The organism is Pseudomonas sp. UBA7500 (assembly GCF_002478435.1).
In the GTDB taxonomy this organism is placed as follows: Bacteria; Pseudomonadota; Gammaproteobacteria; order Pseudomonadales; family Pseudomonadaceae; genus Aquipseudomonas; species Aquipseudomonas palmensis.
In genome coordinates, this window is record NZ_DLNW01000048.1 from 30,488 (window position 1) to 55,755 (window position 25,268).

Consider the following 25,268-nt stretch of genomic DNA (forward strand, 5'->3'; position numbering starts at 1 on the left):
CTACCGGCAAAGAAAACCGTTATCGCCCGGTCCGTCAGGCAGGTCTAGAAGATTCGTGCAGCGTGTGCCAACTGCCGGTCATGTGCACCAGGTCGCCGTGGCCCACCAGGCGGAACTGGCCGTCGGGTGCGACTGCGCTGCCCTCCAGCACCACTTCGCTGGGCAGGCGCACGGGCTTGTGAAAGGCCACGTCCACCTCGTAGCCGCTGAGCGGCAGGTGCCCGCGCAGCGCGGCCAGCGCCATGGCCTTGCTCCACATGCCATGGGCGATGGCCTGGGGAAACCCGAACAGGCGAGCGCTGAGCGCGCTCAGGTGGATGGGGTTGTAGTCGCCGCAGACCTTGGCGTAGCGCCGGCCGATGTCGCTGTCGGCATACCAGCGGGTCAGCTCGCCCAGAGGCAGCGGTTCAGGGGTGTCGACGGCGGGTGGCTCGCCTTCGAGCTTGACGCCGCGACACAGCATGCGGCTGCGCTCGTGCCAGAGCAGCCCCAGGCTGTCTTCGGCTTCGGTCATCAGGTCGAAGGTCGCGCCCTTGGCGTGGGGCTGCAGGTTGTCGACGAACACGCTGAAGCGCAGCGTGCCGATGCCACCCAGCGGGCGCACCACGCGGATGCGGTTGTTCAGGTGCACCAGGCCCAGCAGCGGGAACGGGAAGTCGTCGGCGGTCAGCAGTTGCAATTGCAGGGCGAACGCCATCACATGGGGGAAGGTCGGCGGCAGGTGGCTGTCGTCGCCGAAGTGGCAGAGCTTGCGGTAGGCCTGCAGGCGCTGTGGATTCACGCCGATGGCGCAGTGCAGGCCGCTGGCGGGCAGGCTGTCGCCGGTGATGCTGCGCTTGCGCGCAGCCTTCAGGTACAGCCCGCTCAGCCCTTGCGTGCGGTGCAGATCGTGCCAGTGTCGGTCCATGCTCATGCCCCCATCACGGCCTGGCCGCATACGCGCAGCACCTGGCCGTTGACCGCGCCACTGCCGGGCTGTCCGAGCCAGGCCACGGCTTCGGCAACGTCCTGCGGCAGGCCGCCCTGGCCCAGGGAACTCATGCGTCGCCCGGCTTCGCGCAGTGCGAAGGGGATGGCCGCCGTCATGCGTGTTTCGATGAAGCCGGGGGCCACCGCATTGATGCTGGCACCCCGCTTGGCTAGCAGCGGCGCCCAGGCCTGGGCCAGGCCGATCAGGCCGGCCTTGCTGGCGGCATAGTTGGCTTGCCCGCGGTTGCCGGCGATACCGCTGATCGAGGCCAGCAGCACGATGCGTGCGTTGTCGTGCAGCGCGCCGCCGTCGAGCAGCGCCTGGGTCAGCACCTGGGGGGCCTTGAGGTTGACCGCGAGCACGGCGTCCCAGTACTCGGGGGTCATGTTGGCCAGGGTCTTGTCGCGGGTGATGCCGGCGTTGTGCACGACGATGTCGATGCCCTCGGGGAGCGCTTCGAGCAGGTGCGCCGATGCATCGCTGGCGCAGATGTCCAGCGCCACGCTGCGCCCACCCAGGCGCGCGGCCAGGGCGTCGAGGTCGGCCTTGGCCTGGGGCACGTCGAGCAGCACCACCTCGGCGCCGTCACGGGCCAGGGTTTCGGCAATGGCGGCGCCGATGCCGCGGGCCGCACCGGTGACCAGCGCCTTGCGCCCGGCCAGCGGGCGCGACCAGTCCTGTACCTGGGTGGCGCAGGCGGTCAGGCGCAGCACCTGGCCGCTGATGAAGGCGCTCTTGGGCGAGAGGAAGAAGCGCAGCGCGCCTTCGAGCTGGTCCTGCGCGGCCTTATCCACATACAGCAGTTGCAGGGTGGCGCCGTTGCGCAGTTCCTTGGCCAGCGAACGGCTGAAACCTTCCAGGGCCCGCTGCGCCACGCTGGCCAGCGGGTCGTCCAGCGATTCGGGCGCGCGCCCCAGGATCACAATGTGCGCACTGGCAGCCAGGCTGCGCAGCAGCGGCTGGAAGAACTCGCGCAGTTGCTTGAGCTGGTCGCTGTCGCTCAGGTGGCTGGCGTCGAACACCACGGCCTTGAGCTTGGGCCCCAGGCCCGCGACCCAGGCCGGCAGTTCGAGGCTTTCATCGGCATAGCTGTAGACCTCGTCGGTCAGGCGCCTGGCAAAGGCGGCCACGTTCGTCACCAGCGGCCCGCCGCCGAGCAGCAGGGCGCCTTCGACCGGGCGCAGCCTGCCGGCTTCCCAGCGCTCCAGGCGGGCGGGGGTGGGCAGGCCGACGGCACCGGCCACGCGCCGACCGAATGAAGAGTTGGCGAAGTCGATATAGCGGTCGCTCATGTGAACGTCTCCCGGAAATTAAGCACCAAAGTGTGGACCATGTTTCGCCTTCGGTCGTTCGACTGGCGAAAAAACACCTACGCTATAGCGGGTCTATCCCGTCTCGGAATAAGGAAGTCTGTGCATGCGCGCTTTACGTCGGGTCGCGATCATCGGCGGCAATCGAATCCCGTTCGCCCGCTCCAACGGGCCCTACGCCACGGCCAGCAACCAGGCGATGCTGACTGCGGCAATCGAAGGGCTGGTGGAGCGTTTCGGCCTGCATGGCCTGCAACTGGGCGAAGTGGCGGCGGGCGCGGTGCTCAAGCACTCGCGCGACATGAACCTGACCCGCGAATGCGTGCTGGGCTCGCGGCTGTCGCCGCAGACCCCGGCCTATGACCTGCAGCAGGCCTGCGCCACGGGGCTGGAAACCGCGCTGATGGTGGCCAACAAGATCGCCCTGGGGCAGATCGACAGCGGCATTGCCGGCGGCGTGGACACCACCTCCGATGCGCCGATTGCGGTCAACGAGGGGCTGCGCAAGTTGCTGCTGCAGGCCAATCGGGCCAAGACCACGGGCGACAAGCTCAAGGTGTTCCTGCAACTGAGGCCCTGGCACCTCAAGCCCGAGCTGCCGCGCAATGGCGAGCCGCGTACCGGGCTGTCGATGGGCGAGCACTGCGAGCTGATGGCGCAGACCTGGCAGATAGGCCGTGCCGAGCAGGACGAGCTGGCCTTGCGCAGCCACCAGAACCTGGCCCGGGCGTTTGCCGAAGGCTGGCAGGATGACCTGCTCACGCCCTTCCTGGGCCTGACCCGCGATCACAACCTGCGCCCGGACCTGACCCTGGAGAAACTTGCCAGCCTCAAGCCGGTGTTCGAGCGCAGCGCCAAGGGCACGCTGACGGCGGGCAACTCCACGCCACTGACCGATGGCGCTTCGGTGGTACTGCTGGCCAGCGAAGAGTGGGCGCGCGAGCGCGGGCTGCCGATCAAGGCGTATTTTCTCGATGGTCAGAATGCTGCGGTGGATTTCGTCAAAGGCCAGGAGGGGCTGCTGATGGCGCCGGCCTATGCGGTACCTCGACTGCTGGAGCGCAACGGCCTGACCCTGCAGGACTTCGACTTCTACGAGATTCACGAAGCCTTCGCCGCCCAGGTGCTGTGCACGCTGAAGGCCTGGGAAGACGCCGACTACTGCCAGAGCCGGCTGGGCCTGAGCGAGCCGATGGGCGCCATCGACCGCGACAGGCTCAACGTCAAGGGCAGTTCGCTGGCTGCAGGGCACCCGTTCGCCGCCACCGGCGGGCGCATTCTGGCCAACCTGGCCAAGCTGCTGGACGAGGCCGGCCAGGGCCGCGGGCTGATTTCGATCTGCGCCGCGGGCGGGCAGGGCGTGACCGCGATCATCGAGCGCTGACCAGCGGCGCCTCCTTGGCCAGGGGCGCCGGGCGGTTGGCGTAGTGTTCGGCCATGATCGAGCACACGATCAACTGCAGCGGGTGATAGATCATGATCGGCAGCAGAATCAGCCCCAGCCCGGGATGGGCGCCGAAGATCAATGCGGCCATCGGTGCGCCGGCGGCCAGGGATTTCTTGCTGGCGCAGAACACTGCGGCGATCTCGTCGGCCTGGCTGAACCTGAGCAGCCGCGCGCTGCGGGTGGTCAGCCACAGGATCAGCGCCAGCAGCAACGCGCTGCCCAGAACGGCGGTGAGCAGTACCGAGCCACCCTGCTGCTGCCACAGCCCCGAGATCATCGAGTTGCAGAACGCCGCGTACACCAGTAGTAGGATCACCACCTTGTCCATCACGTTGGTGTAGCGCTTGTGGCGGGCAAAGAAGCGGCCCAGCCACGGGCGCAGCAACTGCCCCAGCACCAGCGGCAGCAGGAGCATGGCGCACAGGTCGAGCAGGGTGGCGCCCAGGTCGATGCCATCGCTGCCGTTGCCCACCACCAGGCTCACCAGCCACGGGGTCAGGAAGATGCCCAGCACGCTGGAGAGGCTGGCGTTGAGGATTGCGGCGGGCACGTTGCCGCCGGCGCTGCCGGTCAGCGCCACCGACGAGGAGATGGTCGAGGGCAGGGCGCACAGGTACAGAAAGCCCAGCATCAGCAGCGCCGGCACATGGCTGCCCAGCACGCTGTTGCCCAGCCACCACAGCAGCGGGAACACCACGAAGGTGAAGCCCTGCACCATCAGGTGCAGGCGCCAGTTCTTCAGGCCATGGCGGATCTGTTCGCTGGACAGGTTGATGCCGTGCAGGAAGAACACCACGAACACGCCGATGTTGATCACGTATTCGGCGTGCATCGAGCCGCCGCTGGCACCGAAGTGCGGGAACAGCCAGGCGAGGAAGGTGGCGAGAAACATGCCGCACAGGAACCAGTCGGTTACCACGCGCTTGAGGTGAGCTTGCATAGGCGGGCCTGCGAATCATCTTGTAATAACGAAGCGGCAGGCTAACCTGTGGCCATTCTTCCGTCTCGCGACACAAGGCCAAGCGATGCCGAGTAACGGACAAAATCTGCTGCCACGCCCAATCCCGCTGCTCGATGCCCTGCCGCGGCCACTGTATGCGCGTGCCGAAAGCCTGGGGGCCGGCTCGTGGACGCCGCGTCATCGACACGACTGGATACAGTTTTCCTATGCGATCAGCGGGGTGCTGGGGGTGTACACCGCCGAGGGCAGTTTTTTTGCGCCGCCGCAGTGGGGCGTGTGGATACCGGCCGGGGTGGAGCATGAGGTGATTACCTCGACCCGTGCCGAAATGCGCAGCCTGTATGTGCGTCAGGCCGATGCGGCGTGGGCCGGGCCGCGCTGCCGGGTGCTGGAGGTGACGCCGCTGGCCCGTGAGCTGATCAAGCAGTTCTGCCTGTTCCCGGTGGATTACGCCGAAGGCGAGAGCCCCGAGGCACATCTGGTGCAGGTGCTGCTGGAGCAGTTGCAGGGGCTGCCCGAGGTGGGTTTTTCGTTGCCGCTGCCGCAGCACCCGCGCCTGCTCGAGGTGTGCAATGCATTGCTGGCGCACCCGGAGCAGGACGCCGGCCTGGCCTACTGGGCCGAGCGCCTGGGGCGTTCGCAGAAGACCCTGATGCGGTTGTTTCAGCGCGAGACGGGGCTGAGCTTTCGCGGCTGGCGCCAGCGCATGCGCCTGCTGTCGTCGCTGCAGGCGCTGGAGCAGGGGCAGAGCGTGACCCAGGCGGCGCTGGGTTGCGGCTATGAGTCGACGTCGGCGTTCATCGTGGCGTTCAAGGGCTTGTTCGGGGCGACGCCGGGGGAACTGTTCAGGCAGTGAGTGTCTGCCATGTTCGGGAAGCCACGAGGCACTCGGTGCAGGCGGGATTAAATTATTTGGACATTATCGGGTCCACTTCCTTTGAGGGCCTTGTTGTATCGTGAGCGCGCATCTGGCTCATGGCTGTGAGACGATGGCCGGCAACCCGTGATACCCGTGTGTTTGGCAAAACAGGACCCAGAACAAAAGCCGATGAAGACTCCAAAACGCATAGAACCACTGATAGAAGACGGGCTGGTCGATGAAGTCATCCGACCCCTGATGAGTGGCAAGGAAGCCGCGGTGTACGTGGTGCGGTGCGGTACCGAGCTGCGCTGCGCCAAGGTCTACAAAGAGGCCAACAAGCGCAGCTTCCGTCAGGCCGCCGAATACCAGGAGGGCCGCAAGGTGCGCAACAGCCGCCAGGCGCGGGCCATGGCCAAGGGCTCCAAGTATGGGCGCAAGGAGGCCGAGGAGGCCTGGCAGAATGCCGAGGTGGCAGCCCTGTTTCGCCTGGCCAGTGCCGGCGTGCGGGTACCCAAGCCGTTCGACTTTCTCGATGGCGTGCTGTTGATGGAGCTGGTGTCCGATGCCCATGGCGATGCGGCGCCACGCCTGAACGACGTGCACCTGGAGGCCGATCAGGCCCGCGAGTACCACGACTTCGTGATCCGCCAGATCGTGCTGATGCTGTGCACCGGCCTGGTGCATGGCGACCTGTCGGAATTCAACGTGCTGCTCGGCCCTGACGGCCCGGTGATCATCGACCTGCCCCAGGCGGTGGATGCGGCCGGCAACAACCATGCGTTCAGCATGCTGGAGCGCGATGTGGGGAACATGGCCGGGTACTTCGGCCAGTTTGCCCCGGAGCTCAAGGCCACCCGCTACGCCAAGGAAATGTGGGCGTTGTACGAGGCCGGCGAGCTGACTCCGGAAAGCCCGCTGAGCGGGCAGTTCGCGGAGGACGAGCACAGCGCCGATGTCGACGGGGTGATGCGCGAGATCGAAGCGGCGCGCCTGGACGAGGCGCGCCGGCAGGCTGCACGCGCCGAGGCGGAGAACGGCCCGGCCAAGGCCGAGGAACCGCCACCGCCGTGGATGCAGTAACGCGCTAGTGACAGCAGCTGCCGGCTGCCAGGTCCTTGAGGATCGGGCAGTCGGGGCGATCGTCCCCCTGGCAGTGGGCGACCAGCTCGCTCAGCGTATCGCGCAGGCTCACCAACTCGTCGATGCGCCGGTTCAGGTCGGCGATATGCTCGTTGGCCAGGGCTTTCACGTCGGCGCTGGCGCGCTGGCGGTCCTGCCACAAGGTCAGCAGTTTGGCCACTTCCTCCAATGAAAACCCCAGGTCTCGCGAGCGCTTGATGAATGCCAGCGCGTGCAGGTCGTCCTGCTGGTAGAGGCGGTAGCCACTGTCGCTGCGCGAGGCCGGCTTGAGCAGGCCGATGGACTCGTAGTAGCGGATCATCTTGGCGCTCAGGCCGGTACGTTTGGCGGCTTGTCCGATGTTCATGGGGCATCGTCCTGTGGCGGCGTTTGCGGTTTCCAGGTTTTGAGCAGCAAGGCGTTGCTGACCACGCTGACGCTCGACAGGGCCATGGCCGCACCGGCCAGCACCGGGTTGAGCAGGCCGAAGGCCGCCAGCGGAATACCGATCAGGTTATAGATGAAGGCCCAGAACAGGTTCTGGCGGATCTTGGCGTAGGTCTTGCGGCTGATCTCCAGGGCGGCCGGTACCAGGCGCGGGTCGCCGCGCATCAGGGTGATGCCGGCGGCCTGCATGGCCACGTCGGTGCCGCCACCCATGGCGATGCCGATGTCGGCGGCGGCCAGGGCCGGCGCGTCGTTGATGCCGTCACCCACCATCGCTACCACACCCGATTTCTTCAGTTCGAGAACAGTGGCGGCCTTGTCGGCCGGCAGCACCTCGGCGTACACGTCATTGATGCCAAGGGCCTGGGCCACCACCTTGGCGCTACCGCGGTTGTCGCCGGTCAGCAGGTGGCTGCTGATGCCCTGTTGGCTCAGCTGGCGTACGGCGGCGTCTGCGCCAGGCTTGAGGCTGTCGCCGAAGGCGAACAGGCCCAGCACGCGTGGTTGCGCACCGCGCTCGATCAGCCACGACAAGGTGCGCCCCTCGGCCTCCCAGGCCTGGGCGCTGGTGGCGAGTTCACCCGGTTGCAGGCCGCTTTCTTCCAGCAGGCGACGGTTGCCCAGGGCCAGGTCGCGGCCATTGAGGTGGCCGGCGATGCCGCGGCCGGTCAGCGATTGGCTGTCGTCGATGTCGGGTACGGTCAGGCCCTGCTCCTGGCAGGCATCCAGTACCGCCTTGGCCAGCGGGTGTTCGCTGCCGCGTTGCAGGGCGCCGGCCAGTTGCAGCAGTTCGCCTGCCTCGATGCCCTGGGCCTTGCTGTGAACGATGCGCGGGCTGCCGGAAGTGAGGGTGCCGGTCTTGTCGAACACCACGCGGTTGACTGCATGGGCACGCTCCAGCGCTTCGGCGTCCTTGATCAGGATGCCGTGGCGCGCGGCCACGCCGGTACCGGCCATGATCGCGGTGGGTGTGGCCAGGCCCAGGGCACAGGGGCAGGCGATGACCAGCACGGCCACGGCATTGATCAGCGCGGTTTCGATTGGCGCGCCGGCCAGCCACCAGCCGACCAGGGTTGCCAGGGCCAGCACCAGCACGGCTGGCACGAACACCTGGCTGACCCGGTCGACCAGTTTCTGGATGGGGGCCTTGGCGGCCTGGGCGTCTTCGACCAGGCGGATGATGCGCGCCAGCACGGTTTCAGTACCCAGGGCCAGCACACTTACCAGCAGGCGGCCTTCGCCGTTAATGGCGCCGCCGGTCACGCGGTCGCCCGGCTGCTTGGGCACGGGCAGGCTTTCGCCGCTGATCAGGGCTTCGTCGGCATGGCTCTGGCCCTCGATCACCTCACCGTCCACCGGGAAGCGTTCGCCGGGCAGTACCCGCACCAGGTCATGCAGGCGCAGGGCGCTGATGGGTACGTCGCGCTCCTGGCCGTCGATCACCTGCAGGGCGCGCTCAGGGCGCAGGGCTTCGAGGGCGCGGATGGCACTGGCGGTCTGGCGCTTGGCGCGGCTTTCCAGGTACTTGCCCAGCAGCACCAGGGCGATGACTACCGCCGAGGCTTCGAAATACAGGTGCGGCATGCTGCCTGCAGTGGCCCGTGCCCATTCGTACAGGCTCAGGCCGTAACCGGCGCTGGTGCCCAGGGCTACCAGCAGGTCCATGTTGCCGGCCCCGGCGCGTACCGCCTTCCAGGCCGCGACATAGAAGCGTGCGCCCAGGATGAACTGCACGGGGGTGGCCAGCACGAACTGTGCCCAGGCCGGCAGCATCCAGTGGATGCCGAAGGGCTGCAGCAGCATCGGCAGCACCAGCGGTAGGGCCAGCAGTATGGCCAGGCCGACCGACCAGCGCTCCTTGCGCAGGCGTCGCTCGGCGTCGGCCTGGTCGGCCTTGCCCGCTTGCGGCAGGCTGGCCGTGTAACCTGCCTGGGTCACCGCGTCGATCAGCAGCGCGCTGTCGACCTGCCCCAGCAGCTCGATGTGCGCGCGCTCGTTGGCCAGGTTGACGCTGACCCGCTGTACGCCGGGCACCTTGTTCAAGGCCCGCTCCACGCGCCCGGCACAGCTGGCGCAGGTCATGCCGCCAATCTGCAGTTCGAGGCTCTGGGCGGGCACGCTGTAACCGGCCTGGCTGACGGCGTCGACCAGTGCCGGCAGGGCGTCGGCAGGGGCTTGCACCCGGGCGTGTTCGGTAGCGAGGTTGACGCTGACGTGTTCGGCGCCGGCGACTTTGCGCAGGGCGCGCTCGACACGACCGGCGCAGCTGGCGCAGGTCATGCCTTGAATCGGCAGATCGAAGGTGGTTGATGCGGACATGGGGCTCTCCTCCTTGGACAGGCGCCAAGCATCAACCTTACCCCATTGGCAAGGTCAATAGCCCAGAGCGGCCTTCTTCAGGCTGAGGCCATTGTTGTCCATGACGATGCGGTACTTGTTGACCTGGCCCGCCAGTACGTTGATTCGCGTGCTGCGCTGGTTCTCGATGCCGTTGTTGCAACCCGGTGCCTGCCCGGGAAGCAGGCGCAGGCGCACGTTCACCGGGCCGCCCGGCAGGTTGAACGAGGTGGAGTGTTCCTGGAACAGTCGCGCCGACAGCTGGTCGTTGAGATAGATGCCGATCTCGCAGGACGTGGCGACCTCCAGACGCTCGCGGGAAATGATCAACACGCTGTAGTCCGACGGCCCTTCGGCGCTGGCCAGGGGCACGATGCTGCACAACCCGAGCAAACCGATAAGGCCCAATGCTGCCCTGCCCATGAATGAATCTCCTGCTGATCGTTCGACAAGGGCGCAGCTTGGCCGAGCTTGGCGCGGATTTCCAGTTCGGCATGCACTTGACCTTGCCCCGATGGCAAGCTTGAGACTGCGCTCAAATCCCAAGGAGGTAGTTCCCATGCAAGTATTCACTGTTCAAGGCATGACCTGTGGCCACTGTGTGAAGGCCGTGACCCGTGCGGTACAGAGCCAGGATGCACAGGCCATCGTAGAGGTGGACCTGGCCAGCAAGCAGGTGCGCGTCGACAGTTCGCTGCAGGCGCCGCAGATCGTGCAGGCGATTGTCGATGAGGGTTACAAGGCCGAGCTTGTGGCCTGAACAAGCCGGTAGCCGCTTCGCCTGTAGGAGCCAGCCTTGCTGGCGAACCGGCGCGAAGCGGCTACCGACCCTGCATGGGCGGTGTGTCTGCTGCACTGTGCATTCCGGTGTGCGAGCGCTGCGCGCTCGATCGCCGGCAAGGCCGGCTCCAACAAGGGGCGCACGTGCCAGCGAATTCGGCAAAAGATTCGCGGCTTATCCATGGCAGCCCGGTTAGACTAAGGCACTTGCTTAGCCTGCTATGGATTCCCGATGAACCTGCGCACCATCCTGATCCTCGGCGCACTCAGTGCGTTCGGGCCGTTGGCGATCGATTTCTACTTGCCCGGCTTCCCGGCAATGGCCCTGGCCTTTGCGACCGACGAAAAACACATCCAGACCACCCTGGCGGCCTATTTCCTAGGCCTGTCGCTGGGGCAGCTGGCCTATGGCCCGGTGGCCGACCGCTTCGGTCGACGCATTCCGCTGCTGGTCGGGGTGACCCTGTTTACCCTGGCGTCGCTGGCCTGTGCCTTTGCACCGAGCCTGGACGCCCTGATCGCCGCGCGTTTTGTACAGGCCCTGGGTGGTTGCGCAGGCATGGTGCTGTCGCGGGCCATCGTCAGCGACAAGTGTGATGCAGTGGCTTCGGCCAAGGTGTTCTCGCAACTGATGCTGGTGATGGGCCTGGCGCCGATCCTTGCCCCGATGCTGGGCGGGGTGCTGGTCAACCTGTATGGCTGGCAGTCGATCTTCCTCGTGCTCACCCTGTTCAGCGCCGGCTGTACGCTGGCTGTTGCCCTGGGCCTGCCGGAGAGCCTGCCTTCCAGCCAACCACGCCAGCCGCTGTCGGGGGCGTTGCGCCAATACGGGCGCCTGCTCAAGGACCGCGTGTTCATGGGGCATGCACTGACCGGCGGCATCGCGATTGCCGGCATGTTCGCCTATATCGCCGGTTCGCCCTTCGTGTTCATCAAGCTTTATGGCGTACCGGCCGAACATTACGGCTGGCTGTTCGGCAGCAATGCGGCGGGCTTCATCCTGGTGGCGCAGGTGAATGCGCGATTGCTGGCCAAGCGTGGGCCTGCCTTTTTGCTGGCCCGCACGGTGTGGGTATACCTGGCGGCCGGGCTGGTGCTGCTGGGAATCAGCGCGCTGCATACGCAGGCGCTGTGGCCGTTGCTGGTGCCGCTGTTCGTGTGCATTGCCAGCCTTGGCTGCATCATCCCCAACGCCTCGGCCTGCGCCATGAGCGGGCAGGGTGCCCGCGCCGGCAGTGCCTCGGCGTTGCTGGGGTGCGTGCAGTTCAGCGTGGCGGCGGGTGCGGCTGCCCTGGTGGGAGTGCTGCATGACGGCAGCGCGCTGCCGATGGCGCTGGTCATCAGCCTGTGCGGTACGGCGGCAGTGGGCGTGGCTATGTTGACCCGACGCCTGCAGCTCAGCCGACCTGCTTGAGCGGGTGCGGGGCCCGCAAGCGTTGTTGCAGGGTGTCGACAAAGGCGCGAGCCTCGGCCTCACTGCGAAAGCTGACCACATGCTGGTCGAGCTGAACCTGCCACGGGCACCCGGGTTTGCGGGCTGATGCACTGACGATAATCTTCATCGCTGCCTACCTGTGTGGTTGGGTAAATGCAGCAGCATTGTAGCGCCGCGACCGGGCCCCGGCATGGCCGGCGTCAGTGTACTGACTGACGGTCATGCCGGGGCCCGGAGGGGCTCAGAACCCTTCCAGCACGATCTTGCCCTTGGCTGCACCGCTTTCGAGCAGCGCATGGGCCCGGCGCAGGTTGGCTGCATTGATCGGGCCGAAATGCTCGCCCAGGGTGGTCTTGAGGGTGCCTGCGTCGATCAGCTCGGCCACGCGGTTGAGCAGCGTGTGCTGCGCCTGCATGTCGGCGGTTTCGAACAGCGAGCGGGTGTACATGAATTCCCAGTGCAGCGACAGGCTCTTGCGCTTGAGCTTGGTCACGTCCAACTGCTTGGGGTCGTCGATCAGCGCCAGCTTGCCCTGCGGGGCGAGTGCCTCGACCAGCTGGTCCAGGTGCTGGTCGGTCTGCGTCAGGCTGGCAACGTGGGTAACGCTATCGATACCCTGCGCCTTCAGGGCCTGGGCCAGGGGCTGACGGTGATCGACTACCACATCGGCGCCCAGCTCCCTTACCCAGGCCTGGGTTTCGGGGCGTGAAGCGCTGGCGATGACCTTGAGCCCGGTCAGTTGGCTGGCCAGTTGAGTCAGGATCGAACCGACGCCGCCGGCGCCACCGACGATCAGCAGGCTCTGGCCCAGGTCGGCCTTGCCTTCGGCGATCTGCAGGCGTTCGAACAGCAGCTCCCAGGCGGTAATGGCGGTCAGCGGCAATGCGGCGGCTTCGGCGAAACCCAGGGTTCGGGGCATGTGCCCGACGATGCGCTCGTCGACCACGTGCAGCTCGCTGTTGCCCCCGGCGCGGGCGATGGAGCCTGCGTAGTAGACCTTGTCGCCAGGCTGGAACAGGCTGACCTCGCTGCCCACCGCCTTGACCACACCGGCAACGTCCCACCCCAGCACCTTGGCCACGCCGGCCTCGGGCTGCACATTCTGGCGCACCTTGGTGTCGACCGGGTTGACCGAGATGGCGTGCACCTGCACCAGCAGGTCGCGCGGGCCAGGCTGCGGGGCGGGCAGCTCGATGTCCTGCAGCGCGGCGGGGTCGGCGATCGGCAACGATTGATAGTAGGCAATGGCTTTCATGAAGAGGTCCTTGAGGGGGGGAGTGCCGCCATCATCAGTGCTTTCACTTGGGGTTAAAACCCGATAAAACGGCAGATACTTTCAATTTTTTTTTGATAATGAGGCCGACAAGTGCTGCGTACCGATGATCTGCAACTGTTCGTGCGCGCCGCGGAACTGGGCAGCCTGTCGGCCGCTGCGCGCCAGCTCGACCTTTCGCCGGCAGTGGCGAGCGCAGCGCTCAAGCGCCTTGAGGCGCAATTGAAGGTGCGCCTGCTGGCCCGTTCGACGCGCAGTCTGCGCCTGACCGCTGAAGGCGAGGGGTTCCTCAACCACGCCCGGGTAGCCTTGGCCAGCCTCGAGGAGGGACGGCGGGCGTTGGCTCAGGGCCAGGCCGAGGTGAGCGGCGTGCTGCAGTTGTCGGCACCGTCGGATTTCGGACGCAATGTGCTGCTGCCCTGGTTGGACCAGTTGCAGCAGGCGCACCCATTGCTGAACGTGCGCCTGCTGCTGGGCGATCGCAATGCCGACCTGTTTCGCCAGCCGGTGGATGTGGCGCTGCGCTACGGAACCCCCGAAGACTCGAGCCTGGTGGCGTTGCCCCTGTGCCCCGACAACCGCCGGGTGCTGTGCGCCGCACCTGATTATCTGGCGCGCCATGGCCAACCGGCGACGGTTGCACAGCTGGCCGAGCACAACTGCCTGCTGTACCAGTTGGGTGGCCGTGTGCATGACCAGTGGCGCTTCAGTGACGGGGCCGCGACACAGACGGTGCTGGTGCGTGGCGACCGCTTTTGCGACGACGCCGACGTGGTACGGCGCTGGGCCGTGGCAGGTGTGGGCATTGCCTACAAGTCATGGCTGGATGTGGCAGCCGATGTGAAGGCCGGGCGCCTCGAAGTGCTGCTGCCCGGGGTGCGGGGTGAAGCTGCGCCGCTGAATCTGCTGTGCACCCACCGGGCGCAGCTCGGCAAGCCGGTGCAGTTGCTGCGCGACGAACTCAAGACCAGATGCCGGCACCTGCTGGAGCCGCTGCTGGCGATGACCGGCTAGGCAGGGCCGGCTGTCGGGCGCTGGATCAGGGTCATACATTTCATTTTAGGTTGAGTGACTTGTTTACCTTGGATGTAGGGCGTTGCGCGCTCATCGGCCCTTGCGCGCAACCCTCGCTCTGCAGGGAAAGCCGCCCCCATGCGGCTGTGGTGCCAGGGGCGGAAGGCCCGCCACCCGAAAGTGACCTTTGCAGAAGGCCACATGGTTGCCCAAAACGGGCAATTTTGCCGGAGATAGAGGCCGTTTAAGTGCTTACAGGCCGGCATATACTTGCCCCCGCAGTCGTTACCAGCAAGAGACGTTTCCATTGCAGGGGCGGGCAAGTTACGTCTTCGGAATCCGCAGGGAGTGCAGATATGAAACCTGTAGCAAGTATCAGTGTGATCGCCAGCCTGCTGGCTGACCCCAAGCGCAGCGCCATGCTGTGGGCCTTGATCGACGGTCTGGCCCGCCCCTCCGACGAGTTGGCCAGGATGACCGGCCTGACACCTTCTTCCACCTGCGCTCACCTTGGGCGCCTGCTGGCAGGGGGGCTGCTGAAGATAGAGGCGCGCGGGCGCAAACGGTATTTTCGGCTGGCAGCCCCGGAGGTGGGCGCCGCTGTGGAGGCGCTGGCCAGTGTGCCGGTGCGCGAGCATTTTCGTCAGGGCGTGCGTGTCAGCCGGGAGGCGCCGGGGATCCCGCTGGCGATGCGCCGCGCACGCTTGTGCCGTGACCACCTGGGCGGTGAGCTGGCGGCCGACCTTTACCAGCGCTTGCAGGAGGCCAAGTGGCTGGAGCTCTGCGACCGCCAGTTGGAGGTCAGCTCGCTGGGGCGCCTGCACTTTGCCGACTTTGGCATCTTCGTCGAGGCATTGGCACTGCGCGAGGGCAGAGCCTGCAGCGCGTGCAGTTGCTGCAGCGAGTGGAGCGAGCAGCGCCCGCACCTGGGCGGGGCTCTGGGCAGCAGCCTGCTCAGGCTTTTCGTGCAGTCGGGCTGGGTGCGCATGAACGGTGACTCGCGCGCCTTGCACGTCACTCCCGCCGGGTTGCGTGAAATCCCGCTGATTGCACAGTCGCCCATGCCGTTGGCGGTGGGGGAGTAGCCGCAGGTGGCGGGCAAGGCCGACCCACCGGTGATGGGTCGACCTGCCCGCGCAGAGGTCAGGGCTTGAGCAGGCGCGCATCCAGGCTGTTCTGCGCCAGACGCCTGGCCTGGTCCTGGGTCATGCCGAGGTGGGTATGCAGGGCATGGAAGTTCTCGGTCACGTAGCCACCGAAATAGGCTGGGTCGTCCGAGTTCACCGTGACCTTCACGCCACGTTCGAGCATCTCGAGGATGTTGTGTTCGCGCATGTGGTCGAACACGCACAGCTTGGTGTTGGACAGAGGGCAGACGGTCAGCGGGATCTGTTCGTCGATGATGCGCTGCATCAGGCGCTCGTCCTCGATGGCGCGCACGCCGTGGTCGATACGCTGGATCTTGAGCAGGTCCAGGGCTTCCCAGATGTACTCGGGCGGGCCTTCCTCGCCGGCGTGCGCGACGGTCAGGAAGCCTTCGCTACGGGCGCGGTCGAACACGCGCTGGAACTTGCTGGGCGGGTGGCCTTGCTCCGAGCTGTCCAGCCCCACGGCGATGAAGGCATCGCGAAAGGGCAGGGCCTGATCGAGGGTGGCGTGGGCCTCATCTTCGCTCAGGTGGCGCAGGAAGCTCAGGATCAGGCCACTGCTGATGCCCAGCTTGCGCTGGCCATCCTTGAGGGCTGCGCTGATGCCGGCCAGTACCACCTCGAACGGGATGCCCCGGTCGGTATGGGTCTGGGGGTCGAAGAACGGTTCGGTGTGGATCACGTTCTGTGCCTTGCAGCGCAGCAGGTAGGCCCAGGTAAGATCGTAGAAGTCCTGCTCGGTGCGCAGCACGTCGGCGCCCTGGTAGTACAGGTCGAGGAACTCCTGCAGGTTGTTGAACGCATAGGCCGCGCGCAGGGCCTCCACATCGTTCCAGGGCAGGGCGATGCCATTGCGTTCGGCCAGAGCGAACAGCAGTTCGGGCTCGAGCGATCCCTCCAGGTGCAGGTGCAATTCTGCCTTGGGCAGCGCGTTAAGCCAGTCGTACATAGCGTGTTCTCATCAAGGTGCGGTTGCGCGCCATTCTACAGCGGTTGACGAGGGGCGGCGCGAAACCTGGCCGGATGGTCCGGCAGCAGGAAACCTTCCACAGCAGCTACAGTCTCTAGCCACACCCCTTCTGTTCAAGGCCGCCGATGCTCAAGCTACTGACCCAGGAAAAGCTCTTGCTGCTGGCCGTGGTGACCGCCCTGCTGGCCTGGCCATTGGAGCCGTTGTTGCTGGGGCACGGCCATGGCGTGGCGTTGTTGGCCGGGTTCGCGCTGGTGGGGGCGATCGTGTGCGCCTCGATGCGGGTTGCACAGCATGCCGAGCTGCTGGCGGAAAGGGTCGGCGACCCCTACGGCACCATGATCCTGACCCTGTCGGCGGTCTTGGTGGAGGTGGTGATCCTGGCCATCATGATGAGCAATGAGGCCTCGCCGACGCTGGTGCGCGACACCATCTACTCGGCGGTGATGCTCGATATCAACGGGATCCTGGGCCTGGCCGCGTTGATGGGCGGGCTCAAGCACGGCGAGCAGAGCTACAACGACGATTCGGCACGCACCTACAGCGTGATGATCATGACCGCGATGGGCGTGTCGATGGTGGTGCCCGAGTTCATCCCCGAAGCCCAGTGGCATCTGTATTCGGCCTTCACCATCGGCGCGATGGTGGTGCTGTATACGCTGTTTCTGCGCATGCAGGTGGGGCCGCACAGCTACTTTTTCAGCTACAGCTACCCGCAGAAGAAGCGCCGCGACCCGGTGGCAGGTACGCCGGGCGGCCACAAGGCGCGATCGATCGCGATTCTGATTTCGGGGGTGGTGGTGATCGGCCTGCTGGCCGAAGTCATGTCCAAGACCCTGGACTATGGCCTGGAGGGCAGCGGAGCACCGCCGGTACTGACGGCAATCGTGGTGGCGGCCATCTCTGCCGCGCCGGAGATTCTCACCGCATTGCGCGCGGCGCTGGCCAACCGCATGCAATCGGTGGTCAACATCGCCCTGGGAGCCTCGCTGTCGACGGTGATCCTCACCGTGCCGCTGATGGAGGCCATGGCCCTGTACACCGGTCAGCCGTTCCAGATGGCCATGACCCCGGTGCAGACGGTGATGATCTTCATCACGCTGATCGTCAGCGCCATCAACCTGAACGATGGCGAAACCAACGCGATCGAGGGCATGACCCACTTCGTGCTGTTCGCCACGTTCATCATGCTGGCGCTGCTGGGCCTGTAGCTGCCTAGCCGGCGATCAGTTGCGCGGCGGCCTGGCGGTGATCGGCGATCAGGCCCTTCACGTCCAGCCCTTCGATCTGGCCATCGATCACTCGCCACCGGCCGCCGACCATCACCCGGTCGGCCCGGTCGGCACCGCACAGCAGCAGGGCCGAGAGCGGATCATGGCTGCCGGAAAAACGCAGTTCATCCAGCTTGAACAGGGCCAGGTCGGCCTGCTTGCCCACGGCCAGCTCGCCGATGTCGTCGCGCCCAAGCAGTTGCGCCGAACCTCGCGTGGCCCAGCCCAGCACGCGCTCGGGGGTGATGGCCTCGGCACCGTAGCGCAGGCGCTGCAGGTACAGGGCCTGGCGGGTTTCGAGGATCATGTTGGACGCATCGTTGGAGGCCGAGCCATCCACACCCAGGCCCACTGGCGCACCCGCGTCGGTCAGATCCACGGTGGGGCAGATGCCCGATGCCAGGCGCATGTTGGAGCTGGGGCAATGGCAGATGCCGGTGCCGGCAGCGCCCAGGCGGGCAATCTCGTCGGGGTTGAAGTGGATGCCGTGGGCCAGCCAGGTGCGCGGGCCGAGCCAGCCGACACTGTCCAGATAGTCGACGGTACGCAGGCCAAAGCGCTGCAGGCAGAAGTCTTCCTCGTCGAGGGTTTCGGCCAGGTGCGTGTGCAGGCGCACGTCCAGCTCTTGGGCCAGGGTCGCGCTGGCGCGCATGATTTCGGGCGTGACCGAGAACGGTGAGCAGGGGGCCAGGGCGATCTGGATCTGCGCGCCCGCGTCACGCTCGTGGTAACTGTGGATAAGTCGTTGGCTGTCGGCCAGGATGACCTCACCCTGCTGCACCGTCTGCTGCGGTGGCAGGCCACCATCGGCTTCACCCAGGCTCATGGAACCGCGGGTGAGCATGGCGCGCATGCCGAGTTTGCGCACACTCTCCACTTGCACGTCGATGGCGTTTTCCAGGCCGTCGGGGAACAGGTAGTGGTGGTCGGCAGCGGTGGTGCAGCCCGACAGCAGCAGTTCGGCCAGGGCTACCTGGGTCGCCAGCTCCAGCTTGGCCGGGGTGAGCCGGGCCCACACCGGGTACAGCGTCTTGAGCCAGGGGAACAGCGGCTGGTTGACCACCGGAGCCCAGGCACGGGTAAGGGTCTGGTAGAAGTGGTGATGGGTGTTGATCAGGCCTGGCAGTACCACGTGCTCACGGGCATCGAAGGTTTGCTGGCAAGGTGTGGCGGGGGTTTGGCCGAGGCCGAGGACTTCGCGGATGATGCCGCCTTCGAGCACCAGGCCGCCACGGGCGTCGAGGGTGTTGGCGGTAAAGATGGCAAGCGGGTTTTTCAACCAGATACGGGTCGCAGGCATGGTGCCGGCTCCTCTGAAAGTGGGTTCAGGTTAGCCAGCTCAGTGTTGCCCTGTCTGCTGATCCAGGTCCGCCGCGGTGGGCGAAGGGCCGAGTCTACACCCACCGCGCGTCAGATCACCAGATCAGTTTTTCGCCCTTGTAGTTGATGAAATGCAGGCCACCCTTGCCGCTGTTGAGGGTGACCTGTTCAACCATCCCGCCGGTGCTGGTAGGCACGTCGATTTCAGCGCCTTCGCCGCCCATGTCGGTCTGGACCCAGCCCGGGTGCATGGCCAGCACGGTCAGGCCGGTGTCGCCCAGCTGCACGACGAAGCTGTTGATCATGGAATTGAGCGCAGCCTTGCTGGCCTTGTACAGGGCCAGGTCGGGCGCGTCGGGGATGCTCACGCTGCCCAGCACCGAGCTCATGAAGGCGATCACCCCACCCTTGTCGTTGAGCTGCGGGCTCAAGCGCTGCGCCACGCGAATCGGCGCGACGCTGTTGGTCATGAACAGTTCGCCGATATCCGCCAGTTGTACCCGCTCCGGGTTCTGGTCATCAGGGCCCTTGACCCCCGCATTGACGAACAGCAGGTCGAAGGTCTGACCCTTGAGGCGCGCCTGCAGTGCATCGAGCTGATCGGTGCTGTTCATTTCCAGGGTCTCGACCTGTACGCCGGGCACCGCGGCCAGCGCAGGGGCCCTGGCAGGGTCCCGAACGGTGGCGGTCACGTTCCAGCCCTGCTCGCGCAGGCGCTGCACAAGGCCAAGGCCCAGGCCACGGGATGCGCCAATGATCAGTGCGGTTTTGGGGGCGGTCATGGGATAACTCCGTACAGGTGGGCAGAGGATACGCAGCGTAGCATGGCCTGGAGGCTGCTCATAAAATGATCAATCGACGCTGAGCATTGGCCGGCAGGCCTTTGGCGCAGGCGCTCACGGTTTATCCACAGCTTGCTCCACAGTATTTGTGCGCAAGCGCCAGGCACGGTTTTGTGGCCATGGAGCCGGCCCTCGAGGACACCTGGCTGGGGATAAGTCACTGATTCGACGCCGCTTGATGGCCTGTCATCAAATCTTGATCAAAATATGATCGTTTCTCTGCGAGCCTTGATCCAGAAGGGCTGCAGCCGAGTGCTAAGAGGTTATCCACAGCCGGGCCCACAGTGGATGTGGGCAAGTGTCAGCGCCGTTCGAGCAGAATGCGCCCGCGGCTCAGGTCGGCCAGTTGTCGTTGCACCGGTTCGATCTGCTCCTCGCCAAGCGCCAGCAACAGGTCGACACCGTTGGCGGTGAACTGCTCGTCCATCACCAGGCCGTCGGCTTCGGCGACGCGTAGCTTGAGCAGGGCCAGTTCGCTGAATGCGCAACTGCAGTGCAGCTCAACACGGCTTACCAGCAGGCGCTTTTCGGCCTGTTGCAGGCACTTGTTGGCGCCACCGCCATAGGCCCGGGCCAGGCCACCGGTGCCCAGCTGAATGCCGCCGTACCAGCGAATCACCAGCACCACTACCTGGTCGCAGTCCTGCGCCTCGATGGCCGCCAGGATCGGGCGCCCGGCCGTACCGCCGGGTTCGCCGTCGTCGCTGCTGCGGTACTGCGCCCCCAGTTTCCAGGCCCAGCAGTTGTGGGTGGCGGCCAGGTCGCTGTGCCGTTCGATGAAGGCCTGGGCCTCGGCCGGGCTGCTGATGGGGCCGGCCAGGGTGATGAAGCGGCTCTTGCGGATCTCTTCGCGAAACTCGCAAGTGTCCAACAGGGTAAAAGGCATAAGCAGGGTTCAGTTCGGTGGGGTCAGGCCACAGCCTTTGAGGATGATGTGGATAAGGTTATTGCTGGCGTCTTCCATGTCCTGCTTGGTCAGGCGGCTGCGGCCGGTTACCTGGCAGATCTGTGTGGAGAAGTCGGCATAGTGCTGGGTGCTGCCCCAGAGCAGGAAGATCAGGTGGACCGGGTCGAGGCGGTCCATCTTGCCGGCATTCATCCAGCTTTCGAACACGGCGGCCCGGCCCTTGAACCAGTCGCGGTAGTCCTGGCTGAAGTAGTCGGTCAGGCACTGGCCGCCGCTGATGATCTCCATGGCGAAGATCCGCGAGGCCTGCGGGTTGCGCCGCGAGAATTCCATCTTGGCGCGAATGTAGCGGCTCAGCGCCTCGGCCGGGTCGTCGTCGGCACTCAGGGTGTTGAAGGTGCTGTCCCACAACTCGATGATGTTGCTCAGCACCGCCACGTACAGGCCCAGCTTGTTGGTGAAGTAATAGTGCAGGTTGGCCTTGGGCAGCCCGGCGTTCAGCGCGATGGTGTTCATGCTGGTGCCCTTGAAGCCGTGACGGGCGAACTCGTCTTCGGCAGCCTGGATGATGGCCTGCTCGTTCTTCTGGCGGATACGGCCGGCAGGCCTGGCAGCCTGGAGGCGGTGTGCGGGGACTTCGAAGGTCATGGGCGATTCCGGACAGAGCGGGGTAGTGTGGCACATGCACTGATAACCCAGCCGTGGCAGGCGGGCAAGCGCTCATCGGCGAAAAAGCCGATAAACCGCATCAGCGGGTGGCCGCCAGGCTGTCCAGGAAGCTCTCGAGCACCAGGTGCGGGCGCCGTCCCTTGCGGGTAACCCAGCACAGGCTCAGGTCATAGAAGCGTTCGTCGGGTTTGAGGGCGCGCAGGCGCCCCTGCTGTACCCAGGCGTTGGCGTAGTGGTCGGGCAGGTAGCCGATGTAGCGCCCGGTAAGAATCAGGAACGCCATGCCTTCGCGGTCCGAGGCGCTGGCGGTGCAGTGCAGGTCCTGATACTGGGCCTGGATCTCGGCCGGCAGGCGGAAGGTGGGGGCGATCGCGTCCTGGCTGTTGAGGCGGTCGTCGTCCAGCTGGCGGTCATCGGCATAGAACAGCGGGTGCCCGACCGCGCAATAGAGCAGTGAGCGCTCACTGTACAGTGGCTGGTACTCGAGCCCCGACAGCGGGCTGGTCTGGGGGACCACGCCGACGTGCAGGCTGCCGTCGAGCACGCCCTGTTCGACCTGGCTGGGAGCGATCATGCGGATCTGGATGCGTACCTCCGGCCCCCGGTCCTTGAGCTGCGCCAGGGCATGGGTGATGCGCATGTGCGGCAGGGTCACCAGGTTGTCGGTGAGGCCGATGTTCAGCTCGCCGCGCAAGTGCTGGTGCAGGCCGTTGACCTCGGTGCGAAAGCTTTCCAGCGCGCCGAGCAGTTGCAGGGCGCTCTGGTACACCTCGCGGCCCTCTTCGGTCAGCGAGAACCCGGCACGGCCACGCTGGCACAGGCGCAGGCCCAGGCGTTGCTCCAGGTCGCTCATCTGCTGGCTGATGGCCGAGCGGCCGATGCCCAGCACGTTCTCGGCTGCGGAGAAGCCGCCGCATTCCACCACGCTGCGGTAGATTTTCAACAGGCGGATGTCGAAATCACTGACCTGCGCAAGCGGCTCCGGGCGACGGCTCATAGTTTAGTGTCCAGCTAACTGAAGATTAGAAAAGTAGGCTTTTTCAGACTTTATCCCCGTGACAACTTAGCTGCAACAACGTTTGCCTCCCTCATGTTGCTCATTGCCTTGCGAGGTTTGTCCCATGAATCTGCCTGAAAACGCTCCCCTCGGCCTTGCCAGCCAGCTCAAGCTGGATGCGCACTGGATGCCCTATACCGCCAACCGCAACTTTCAGCGCGACCCGCGCCTGATCGTCGCCGCCGAAGGCAGCTACCTGACGGATGACAAGGGGCGCAAGATCTATGATGCGCTGTCGGGGCTGTGGACCTGCGGCGCCGGGCATACCCGCAAGCAGATTCAGGAAGCGGTGTCGCGTCAGCTGGGTGTGCTGGATTATTCGCCGGCCTTCCAGTTCGGCCACCCGCTGTCGTTCCAGCTGGCCGAGAAGATCACCGACCTGACCCCGGGCAACCTGAACCACGTCTTCTATACCAACTCCGGTTCCGAATGCGCCGATACCGCGCTGAAGATGGTGCGTGCCTACTGGCGCCTCAAAGGCCAGGCGACCAAGACCAAGCTGATCGGCCGTGCCCGTGGCTACCACGGCGTGAACATCGCCGGCACCAGCCTGGGCGGCGTCAACGGCAACCGCAAGATGTTCGGCCAGTTGCTGGATGTGGACCATATCCCGCACACCCTGCTGCCGGGCAACGCATTCAGCAAGGGGATGCCGGAGGAGGGCGGTATCGCCCTGGCCGACGAGATGCTCAAGCTGATCGAGCTGCACGATGCGTCGAACATCGCGGCACTGATCGTCGAGCCGCTGGCCGGCTCCGCCGGTGTACTGCCACCGCCCAAGGGCTACCTCAAGCGCCTGCGCGAGATCTGCGACCAGCACAACATTCTGCTGATCTTCGACGAAGTGATCACCGGTTTTGGCCGTATGGGTGCCATGTTCGGTGCCGACGCCTTTGGTGTGACGCCCGACCTGATGTGTATCGCCAAGCAGGTTACCAACGGCGCCATCCCGATGGGCGCGGTGATTGCCAGCAGCGAGATCTACCAGACCTTCATGAACCAGCCGACCCCGGAATACGCGGTCGAATTCCCGCACGGCTACACCTACTCCGCGCACCCGGTTGCCTGCGCTGCCGGCCTGGCTGCACTCGACCTGCTGGAGAAGGAGAACCTGGTGCAGTCGGCTGCCGACCTGGCACCGCATTTCGAACGTGTGCTGCACGGAGTCAAGGGCGCGAAGAACATCGTCGACATTCGCAACTACGGCCTGGCCGGTGCCATCCAGATTGCCGCGCGGGACGGGGATGCCATCGTGCGTCCGTTCGAGATCGCCATGAAGCTGTGGAACGCCGGCTTCTATGTTCGCTACGGCGGCGACACCCTGCAGTTCGGCCCGACTTTCAACACCACCCCGCAAGAACTGGATCGCCTGTTCGATGCGGTGGGCGAAGCGATCAACCAGGTCGGCTGATCCCTCTCTTTATATAAGCAGGCGCGCGGTGCCGCGCCTGAACCCCCTTTCTGGAGTTCTGCATGAGCATTGTTCAGCATCTGATCCACGGTGAAATGGTTTCAAGCGGTGAGCGCACCGCCGATGTGTTCAACCCGTCCACCGGCCAGGCGGTACGCAAGGTGGCGCTGGCCAGCCGGGAAACCGTGCAGCAGGCCATCGATTCGGCCAAGTCGGCATTCCCGGCCTGGCGCAATACCCCGCCGGCCAAGCGGGCCCAGGTGATGTTTCGCTTCAAGCAACTGCTTGAGCAGAACGAGTCGCGCATTGCGCAGATGATCAGCGAAGAGCATGGCAAGACCCTCGAGGATGCGGCGGGTGAACTCAAGCGCGGTATCGAGAACGTCGAGTTTGCCTGCGCTGCCCCCGAAGTGCTCAAAGGCGAATACAGCCGCAACGTGGGCCCGAACATCGATGCATGGTCCGACTTCCAGCCGCTGGGCATCGTTGCGGGGATCACCCCGTTCAACTTCCCGGCCATGGTGCCGCTGTGGATGTACCCGCTGGCGATTGCCTGTGGCAACTGCTTCATTCTCAAACCGTCCGAGCGCGATCCGAGCTCGTCGCTGTTCATTGCCCAGCTGTTGCTGGAAGCCGGCTTGCCCAAGGGCGTGCTGAACGTGGTGCATGGCGACAAGGTGGCGGTGGACGCGCTGATCGAAGCCCCAGAGGTCAAGGCGCTGAGCTTTGTGGGCTCCACGCCGATTGCCGAGTACATCTATGCCGAGGGCACTCGTCGTGGCAAGCGTGTGCAGGCGCTGGGTGGTGCGAAGAACCACGCGGTGCTGATGCCCGATGCCGACCTGGACAACGCGGTCAGCGCACTGATGGGCGCGGCGTACGGTTCGTGCGGTGAACGCTGCATGGCAATCTCGGTAGCGGTGTGCGTGGGTGACCAGGTAGCCGATGCACTGGTGGCCAAGCTGGTGCCGCAGATCAAGGCGCTGAAGATCGGTGCCGGTACCAGTTGCGGCCTGGACATGGGGCCGCTGGTGACTGCGGCTGCGCGCGACAAGGTGGTTGGCTATATCGATGACGGCCTGGCCGCCGGTGCCGAATTGGTGGTGGACGGCCGCGGCTACAGTGTTGCGGGGCATGAGCAAGGTTACTTCGTGGGCGGTACGCTGTTCGATCGGGTCAGCCCCGAGATGCGTATCTATAAGGAAGAGATCTTCGGCCCGGTGCTGTGTGTGGTACGGGTGAACAGCCTCGAGCAGGCCATGCAGTTGATCAACGATCATGAATACGGCAACGGCACCTGCATCTTCACCCGTGATGGGGAAGCGGCGCGTCTGTTCTGCGACGAGATCGAAGTGGGCATGGTGGGGGTCAACGTTCCGTTGCCGGTGCCGGTGGCCTATCACAGCTTCGGTGGCTGGAAGCGCTCGCTGTTTGGCGACCTGCATGCCTACGGCCCGGATGGCGTGCGCTTCTATACCCGGCGCAAGGCGATCACCCAGCGTTGGCCGCAGCGCGCCAGCCATGAAGCATCGCAGTTCGCATTCCCAAGCCTTTGAGGTCGGGCTGAAAGGAGGGAGGCCGCAAGGCCTCCCTCTTTTGTTTTTCAGCGTTTTTGACCGATGTGACAGATTTATTGCGAATAGCGCTTGACGGGTTTCCAGAAGTCTTTATACTTCGCCCCACTTCCAGCGTAGCAGGAACGAAAAACTCCTTGAATA

24 protein-coding genes are annotated in these 25,268 nt (G+C 65.4%); 10 read left to right on the forward strand and 14 right to left on the reverse strand.

What is annotated here, in order from left to right:
- Positions 1-34: 34 nt before the first annotated feature.
- Positions 35-907, reverse strand: coding sequence for a MaoC family dehydratase (locus B4I46_RS20800; protein WP_088514183.1), 873 nt, complete (start codon positions 905-907; stop codon positions 35-37).
- A 2-nt stretch (positions 908-909) separates the two neighbouring features.
- Positions 910-2,262, reverse strand: a complete 1,353-nt coding sequence (locus tag B4I46_RS20805; protein WP_286901650.1) for a 3-oxoacyl-ACP reductase — start codon at positions 2,260-2,262, stop codon at positions 910-912.
- Positions 2,263-2,386: 124 nt separating this feature from the next.
- Between B4I46_RS20805 and B4I46_RS20810 the strand changes: the two genes are divergently transcribed.
- Positions 2,387-3,664 carry an acetyl-CoA C-acetyltransferase gene (locus B4I46_RS20810; RefSeq protein ID WP_286901652.1) on the forward strand — a complete coding sequence of 426 codons (1,278 nt, stop codon included), beginning with the start codon at positions 2,387-2,389 and terminating at the stop codon, positions 3,662-3,664.
- On the opposite strand, the gene B4I46_RS20815 is transcribed toward B4I46_RS20810, so the two are convergent.
- A complete protein-coding gene (locus B4I46_RS20815) occupies positions 3,651-4,667 on the reverse strand; it encodes a bile acid:sodium symporter family protein (protein ID WP_058540779.1) in 1,017 nt (338 codons plus the stop codon). The two genes, B4I46_RS20810 and B4I46_RS20815, sit on opposite strands and share 14 nt — an antisense overlap.
- 85 nt (positions 4,668-4,752) lie before the next feature.
- On the opposite strand from B4I46_RS20815, the gene B4I46_RS20820 reads away from it, so the two are divergent.
- Positions 4,753-5,544, forward strand: coding sequence for an AraC family transcriptional regulator (locus B4I46_RS20820; protein WP_088514185.1), 792 nt, complete (start codon positions 4,753-4,755; stop codon positions 5,542-5,544).
- A gap of 192 nt (positions 5,545-5,736) precedes the next feature.
- A complete protein-coding gene (locus B4I46_RS20825; RefSeq protein WP_043860953.1) occupies positions 5,737-6,630 on the forward strand; it encodes a PA4780 family RIO1-like protein kinase in 894 nt (297 codons plus the stop codon).
- Positions 6,631-6,634: 4 nt separating this feature from the next.
- Here B4I46_RS20825 and cueR read toward each other — a convergent pair whose 3' ends face one another.
- Genes cueR through B4I46_RS20840 form a run of 3 tightly spaced genes read right to left on the reverse strand, consistent with a single transcriptional unit; the run spans position 6,635 to position 9,876 of the window.
- The gene (gene cueR, locus B4I46_RS20830; protein ID WP_043860954.1) at positions 6,635-7,036 is read right to left on the reverse strand and encodes a Cu(I)-responsive transcriptional regulator; all 402 of its coding nucleotides are present in this window, start codon (positions 7,034-7,036) and stop codon (positions 6,635-6,637) included.
- Positions 7,033-9,435, reverse strand: a complete 2,403-nt coding sequence (locus B4I46_RS20835) for a heavy metal translocating P-type ATPase (RefSeq protein ID WP_058540777.1) — start codon at positions 9,433-9,435, stop codon at positions 7,033-7,035. Before B4I46_RS20835 ends, cueR begins: the two co-directional genes overlap by 4 nt.
- A 54-nt stretch (positions 9,436-9,489) precedes the next feature.
- Entirely contained in the window at positions 9,490-9,876 is a 387-nt protein-coding gene (locus B4I46_RS20840) for a hypothetical protein (RefSeq protein ID WP_054916634.1), read from the reverse strand.
- Positions 9,877-10,012: 136 nt separating this feature from the next.
- Between B4I46_RS20840 and B4I46_RS20845 the strand changes: the two genes are divergently transcribed.
- Together B4I46_RS20845 and B4I46_RS20850 are read left to right on the forward strand one after the other, a co-directional pair.
- Positions 10,013-10,213 (forward strand): heavy-metal-associated domain-containing protein, encoded by a 201-nt coding sequence (locus tag B4I46_RS20845; protein WP_043860957.1) that lies wholly within the window; start codon positions 10,013-10,015, stop codon positions 10,211-10,213.
- Between the two features lie 252 nt (positions 10,214-10,465).
- Complete coding sequence (locus tag B4I46_RS20850) at positions 10,466-11,647, forward strand: multidrug effflux MFS transporter (protein WP_275730272.1); 1,182 nt, start codon at positions 10,466-10,468, stop codon at positions 11,645-11,647.
- Here B4I46_RS20850 and B4I46_RS20855 read toward each other — a convergent pair.
- Together B4I46_RS20855 and B4I46_RS20860 are read right to left on the reverse strand one after the other, a co-directional pair.
- On the reverse strand, positions 11,631-11,795 hold the full coding sequence (locus tag B4I46_RS20855) for a sensor domain-containing protein (RefSeq protein WP_116052671.1): 165 nt from the start codon (positions 11,793-11,795) through the stop codon (positions 11,631-11,633). The two genes, B4I46_RS20850 and B4I46_RS20855, sit on opposite strands and share 17 nt — an antisense overlap.
- A gap of 114 nt (positions 11,796-11,909) precedes the next feature.
- The gene (locus B4I46_RS20860; RefSeq protein WP_043860959.1) at positions 11,910-12,923 is read right to left on the reverse strand and encodes a zinc-binding alcohol dehydrogenase family protein; all 1,014 of its coding nucleotides are present in this window, start codon (positions 12,921-12,923) and stop codon (positions 11,910-11,912) included.
- Between the two features lie 111 nt (positions 12,924-13,034).
- Between B4I46_RS20860 and B4I46_RS20865 the strand changes: the two genes are divergently transcribed.
- Positions 13,035-13,955 carry a LysR family transcriptional regulator gene (locus tag B4I46_RS20865; protein ID WP_286901660.1) on the forward strand — a complete coding sequence of 307 codons (921 nt, stop codon included), beginning with the start codon at positions 13,035-13,037 and terminating at the stop codon, positions 13,953-13,955.
- Between the two features lie 356 nt (positions 13,956-14,311).
- A complete protein-coding gene (locus B4I46_RS20870; RefSeq protein WP_043860961.1) occupies positions 14,312-15,040 on the forward strand; it encodes an ArsR/SmtB family transcription factor in 729 nt (242 codons plus the stop codon).
- 58 nt (positions 15,041-15,098) lie between these two features.
- On the opposite strand, the gene B4I46_RS20875 is transcribed toward B4I46_RS20870, so the two are convergent.
- Positions 15,099-16,052 carry an adenosine deaminase gene (locus B4I46_RS20875; protein WP_054916632.1) on the reverse strand — a complete coding sequence of 318 codons (954 nt, stop codon included), beginning with the start codon at positions 16,050-16,052 and terminating at the stop codon, positions 15,099-15,101.
- Between the two features lie 146 nt (positions 16,053-16,198).
- Between B4I46_RS20875 and B4I46_RS20880 the strand changes: the two genes are divergently transcribed.
- Positions 16,199-17,284, forward strand: a complete 1,086-nt coding sequence (locus B4I46_RS20880; RefSeq protein ID WP_286901661.1) for a calcium:proton antiporter — start codon at positions 16,199-16,201, stop codon at positions 17,282-17,284.
- A 4-nt stretch (positions 17,285-17,288) separates the two neighbouring features.
- Here B4I46_RS20880 and B4I46_RS20885 read toward each other — a convergent pair whose 3' ends face one another.
- From B4I46_RS20885 to B4I46_RS20905, 5 genes are all read right to left on the reverse strand, one after another.
- A complete protein-coding gene (locus B4I46_RS20885; RefSeq protein WP_078481571.1) occupies positions 17,289-18,644 on the reverse strand; it encodes an 8-oxoguanine deaminase in 1,356 nt (451 codons plus the stop codon).
- Positions 18,645-18,759: 115 nt separating this feature from the next.
- On the reverse strand, positions 18,760-19,446 hold the full coding sequence (locus B4I46_RS20890) for an SDR family oxidoreductase (RefSeq protein ID WP_043860965.1): 687 nt from the start codon (positions 19,444-19,446) through the stop codon (positions 18,760-18,762).
- A gap of 361 nt (positions 19,447-19,807) precedes the next feature.
- Positions 19,808-20,392, reverse strand: coding sequence for an IMPACT family protein (locus B4I46_RS20895; protein ID WP_043860966.1), 585 nt, complete (start codon positions 20,390-20,392; stop codon positions 19,808-19,810).
- Positions 20,393-20,401: 9 nt separating this feature from the next.
- The gene (locus B4I46_RS20900; protein WP_043860967.1) at positions 20,402-21,061 is read right to left on the reverse strand and encodes a TetR/AcrR family transcriptional regulator; all 660 of its coding nucleotides are present in this window, start codon (positions 21,059-21,061) and stop codon (positions 20,402-20,404) included.
- A 100-nt stretch (positions 21,062-21,161) separates the two neighbouring features.
- Positions 21,162-22,079, reverse strand: a complete 918-nt coding sequence (locus B4I46_RS20905; protein WP_043860968.1) for a LysR family transcriptional regulator — start codon at positions 22,077-22,079, stop codon at positions 21,162-21,164.
- Between the two features lie 124 nt (positions 22,080-22,203).
- Between B4I46_RS20905 and B4I46_RS20910 the strand changes: the two genes are divergently transcribed.
- Both B4I46_RS20910 and B4I46_RS20915 read left to right on the forward strand, forming a co-directional pair.
- Positions 22,204-23,550, forward strand: coding sequence for an aspartate aminotransferase family protein (locus B4I46_RS20910; RefSeq protein ID WP_043860969.1), 1,347 nt, complete (start codon positions 22,204-22,206; stop codon positions 23,548-23,550).
- Between the two features lie 62 nt (positions 23,551-23,612).
- Positions 23,613-25,106: a CoA-acylating methylmalonate-semialdehyde dehydrogenase gene (locus tag B4I46_RS20915; protein WP_043860970.1), complete on the forward strand. Its 1,494-nt coding sequence runs from the start codon at positions 23,613-23,615 to the stop codon at positions 25,104-25,106.
- The last annotated feature ends 162 nt before the right edge of the window (positions 25,107-25,268 follow it).

What these genes read in the sequence shown, in the direction of transcription:
- B4I46_RS20800 (WP_088514183.1), bottom strand. Translation starts at nt 907, where the DNA reads ATGGACCGACACTGGCACGATCTGCACCGCACGCAAGGGCTGAGCGGG.
- B4I46_RS20805 (WP_286901650.1), bottom strand. Translation starts at nt 2,262, where the DNA reads ATGAGCGACCGCTATATCGACTTCGCCAACTCTTCATTCGGTCGGCGC.
- B4I46_RS20810 (WP_286901652.1), top strand. Translation starts at nt 2,387, where the DNA reads ATGCGCGCTTTACGTCGGGTCGCGATCATCGGCGGCAATCGAATCCCG.
- B4I46_RS20815 (WP_058540779.1), bottom strand. Translation starts at nt 4,667, where the DNA reads ATGCAAGCTCACCTCAAGCGCGTGGTAACCGACTGGTTCCTGTGCGGC.
- B4I46_RS20820 (WP_088514185.1), top strand. Translation starts at nt 4,753, where the DNA reads ATGCCGAGTAACGGACAAAATCTGCTGCCACGCCCAATCCCGCTGCTC.
- B4I46_RS20825 (WP_043860953.1), top strand. Translation starts at nt 5,737, where the DNA reads ATGAAGACTCCAAAACGCATAGAACCACTGATAGAAGACGGGCTGGTC.
- cueR (WP_043860954.1), bottom strand. Translation starts at nt 7,036, where the DNA reads ATGAACATCGGACAAGCCGCCAAACGTACCGGCCTGAGCGCCAAGATG.
- B4I46_RS20835 (WP_058540777.1), bottom strand. Translation starts at nt 9,435, where the DNA reads ATGTCCGCATCAACCACCTTCGATCTGCCGATTCAAGGCATGACCTGC.
- B4I46_RS20840 (WP_054916634.1), bottom strand. Translation starts at nt 9,876, where the DNA reads ATGGGCAGGGCAGCATTGGGCCTTATCGGTTTGCTCGGGTTGTGCAGC.
- B4I46_RS20845 (WP_043860957.1), top strand. Translation starts at nt 10,013, where the DNA reads ATGCAAGTATTCACTGTTCAAGGCATGACCTGTGGCCACTGTGTGAAG.
- B4I46_RS20850 (WP_275730272.1), top strand. Translation starts at nt 10,466, where the DNA reads ATGAACCTGCGCACCATCCTGATCCTCGGCGCACTCAGTGCGTTCGGG.
- B4I46_RS20855 (WP_116052671.1), bottom strand. Translation starts at nt 11,795, where the DNA reads ATGAAGATTATCGTCAGTGCATCAGCCCGCAAACCCGGGTGCCCGTGG.
- B4I46_RS20860 (WP_043860959.1), bottom strand. Translation starts at nt 12,923, where the DNA reads ATGAAAGCCATTGCCTACTATCAATCGTTGCCGATCGCCGACCCCGCC.
- B4I46_RS20870 (WP_043860961.1), top strand. Translation starts at nt 14,312, where the DNA reads ATGAAACCTGTAGCAAGTATCAGTGTGATCGCCAGCCTGCTGGCTGAC.
- B4I46_RS20875 (WP_054916632.1), bottom strand. Translation starts at nt 16,052, where the DNA reads ATGTACGACTGGCTTAACGCGCTGCCCAAGGCAGAATTGCACCTGCAC.
- B4I46_RS20880 (WP_286901661.1), top strand. Translation starts at nt 16,199, where the DNA reads ATGCTCAAGCTACTGACCCAGGAAAAGCTCTTGCTGCTGGCCGTGGTG.
- B4I46_RS20885 (WP_078481571.1), bottom strand. Translation starts at nt 18,644, where the DNA reads ATGCCTGCGACCCGTATCTGGTTGAAAAACCCGCTTGCCATCTTTACC.
- B4I46_RS20890 (WP_043860965.1), bottom strand. Translation starts at nt 19,446, where the DNA reads ATGACCGCCCCCAAAACCGCACTGATCATTGGCGCATCCCGTGGCCTG.
- B4I46_RS20895 (WP_043860966.1), bottom strand. Translation starts at nt 20,392, where the DNA reads ATGCCTTTTACCCTGTTGGACACTTGCGAGTTTCGCGAAGAGATCCGC.
- B4I46_RS20900 (WP_043860967.1), bottom strand. Translation starts at nt 21,061, where the DNA reads ATGACCTTCGAAGTCCCCGCACACCGCCTCCAGGCTGCCAGGCCTGCC.
- B4I46_RS20905 (WP_043860968.1), bottom strand. Translation starts at nt 22,079, where the DNA reads ATGAGCCGTCGCCCGGAGCCGCTTGCGCAGGTCAGTGATTTCGACATC.
- B4I46_RS20910 (WP_043860969.1), top strand. Translation starts at nt 22,204, where the DNA reads ATGAATCTGCCTGAAAACGCTCCCCTCGGCCTTGCCAGCCAGCTCAAG.
- B4I46_RS20915 (WP_043860970.1), top strand. Translation starts at nt 23,613, where the DNA reads ATGAGCATTGTTCAGCATCTGATCCACGGTGAAATGGTTTCAAGCGGT.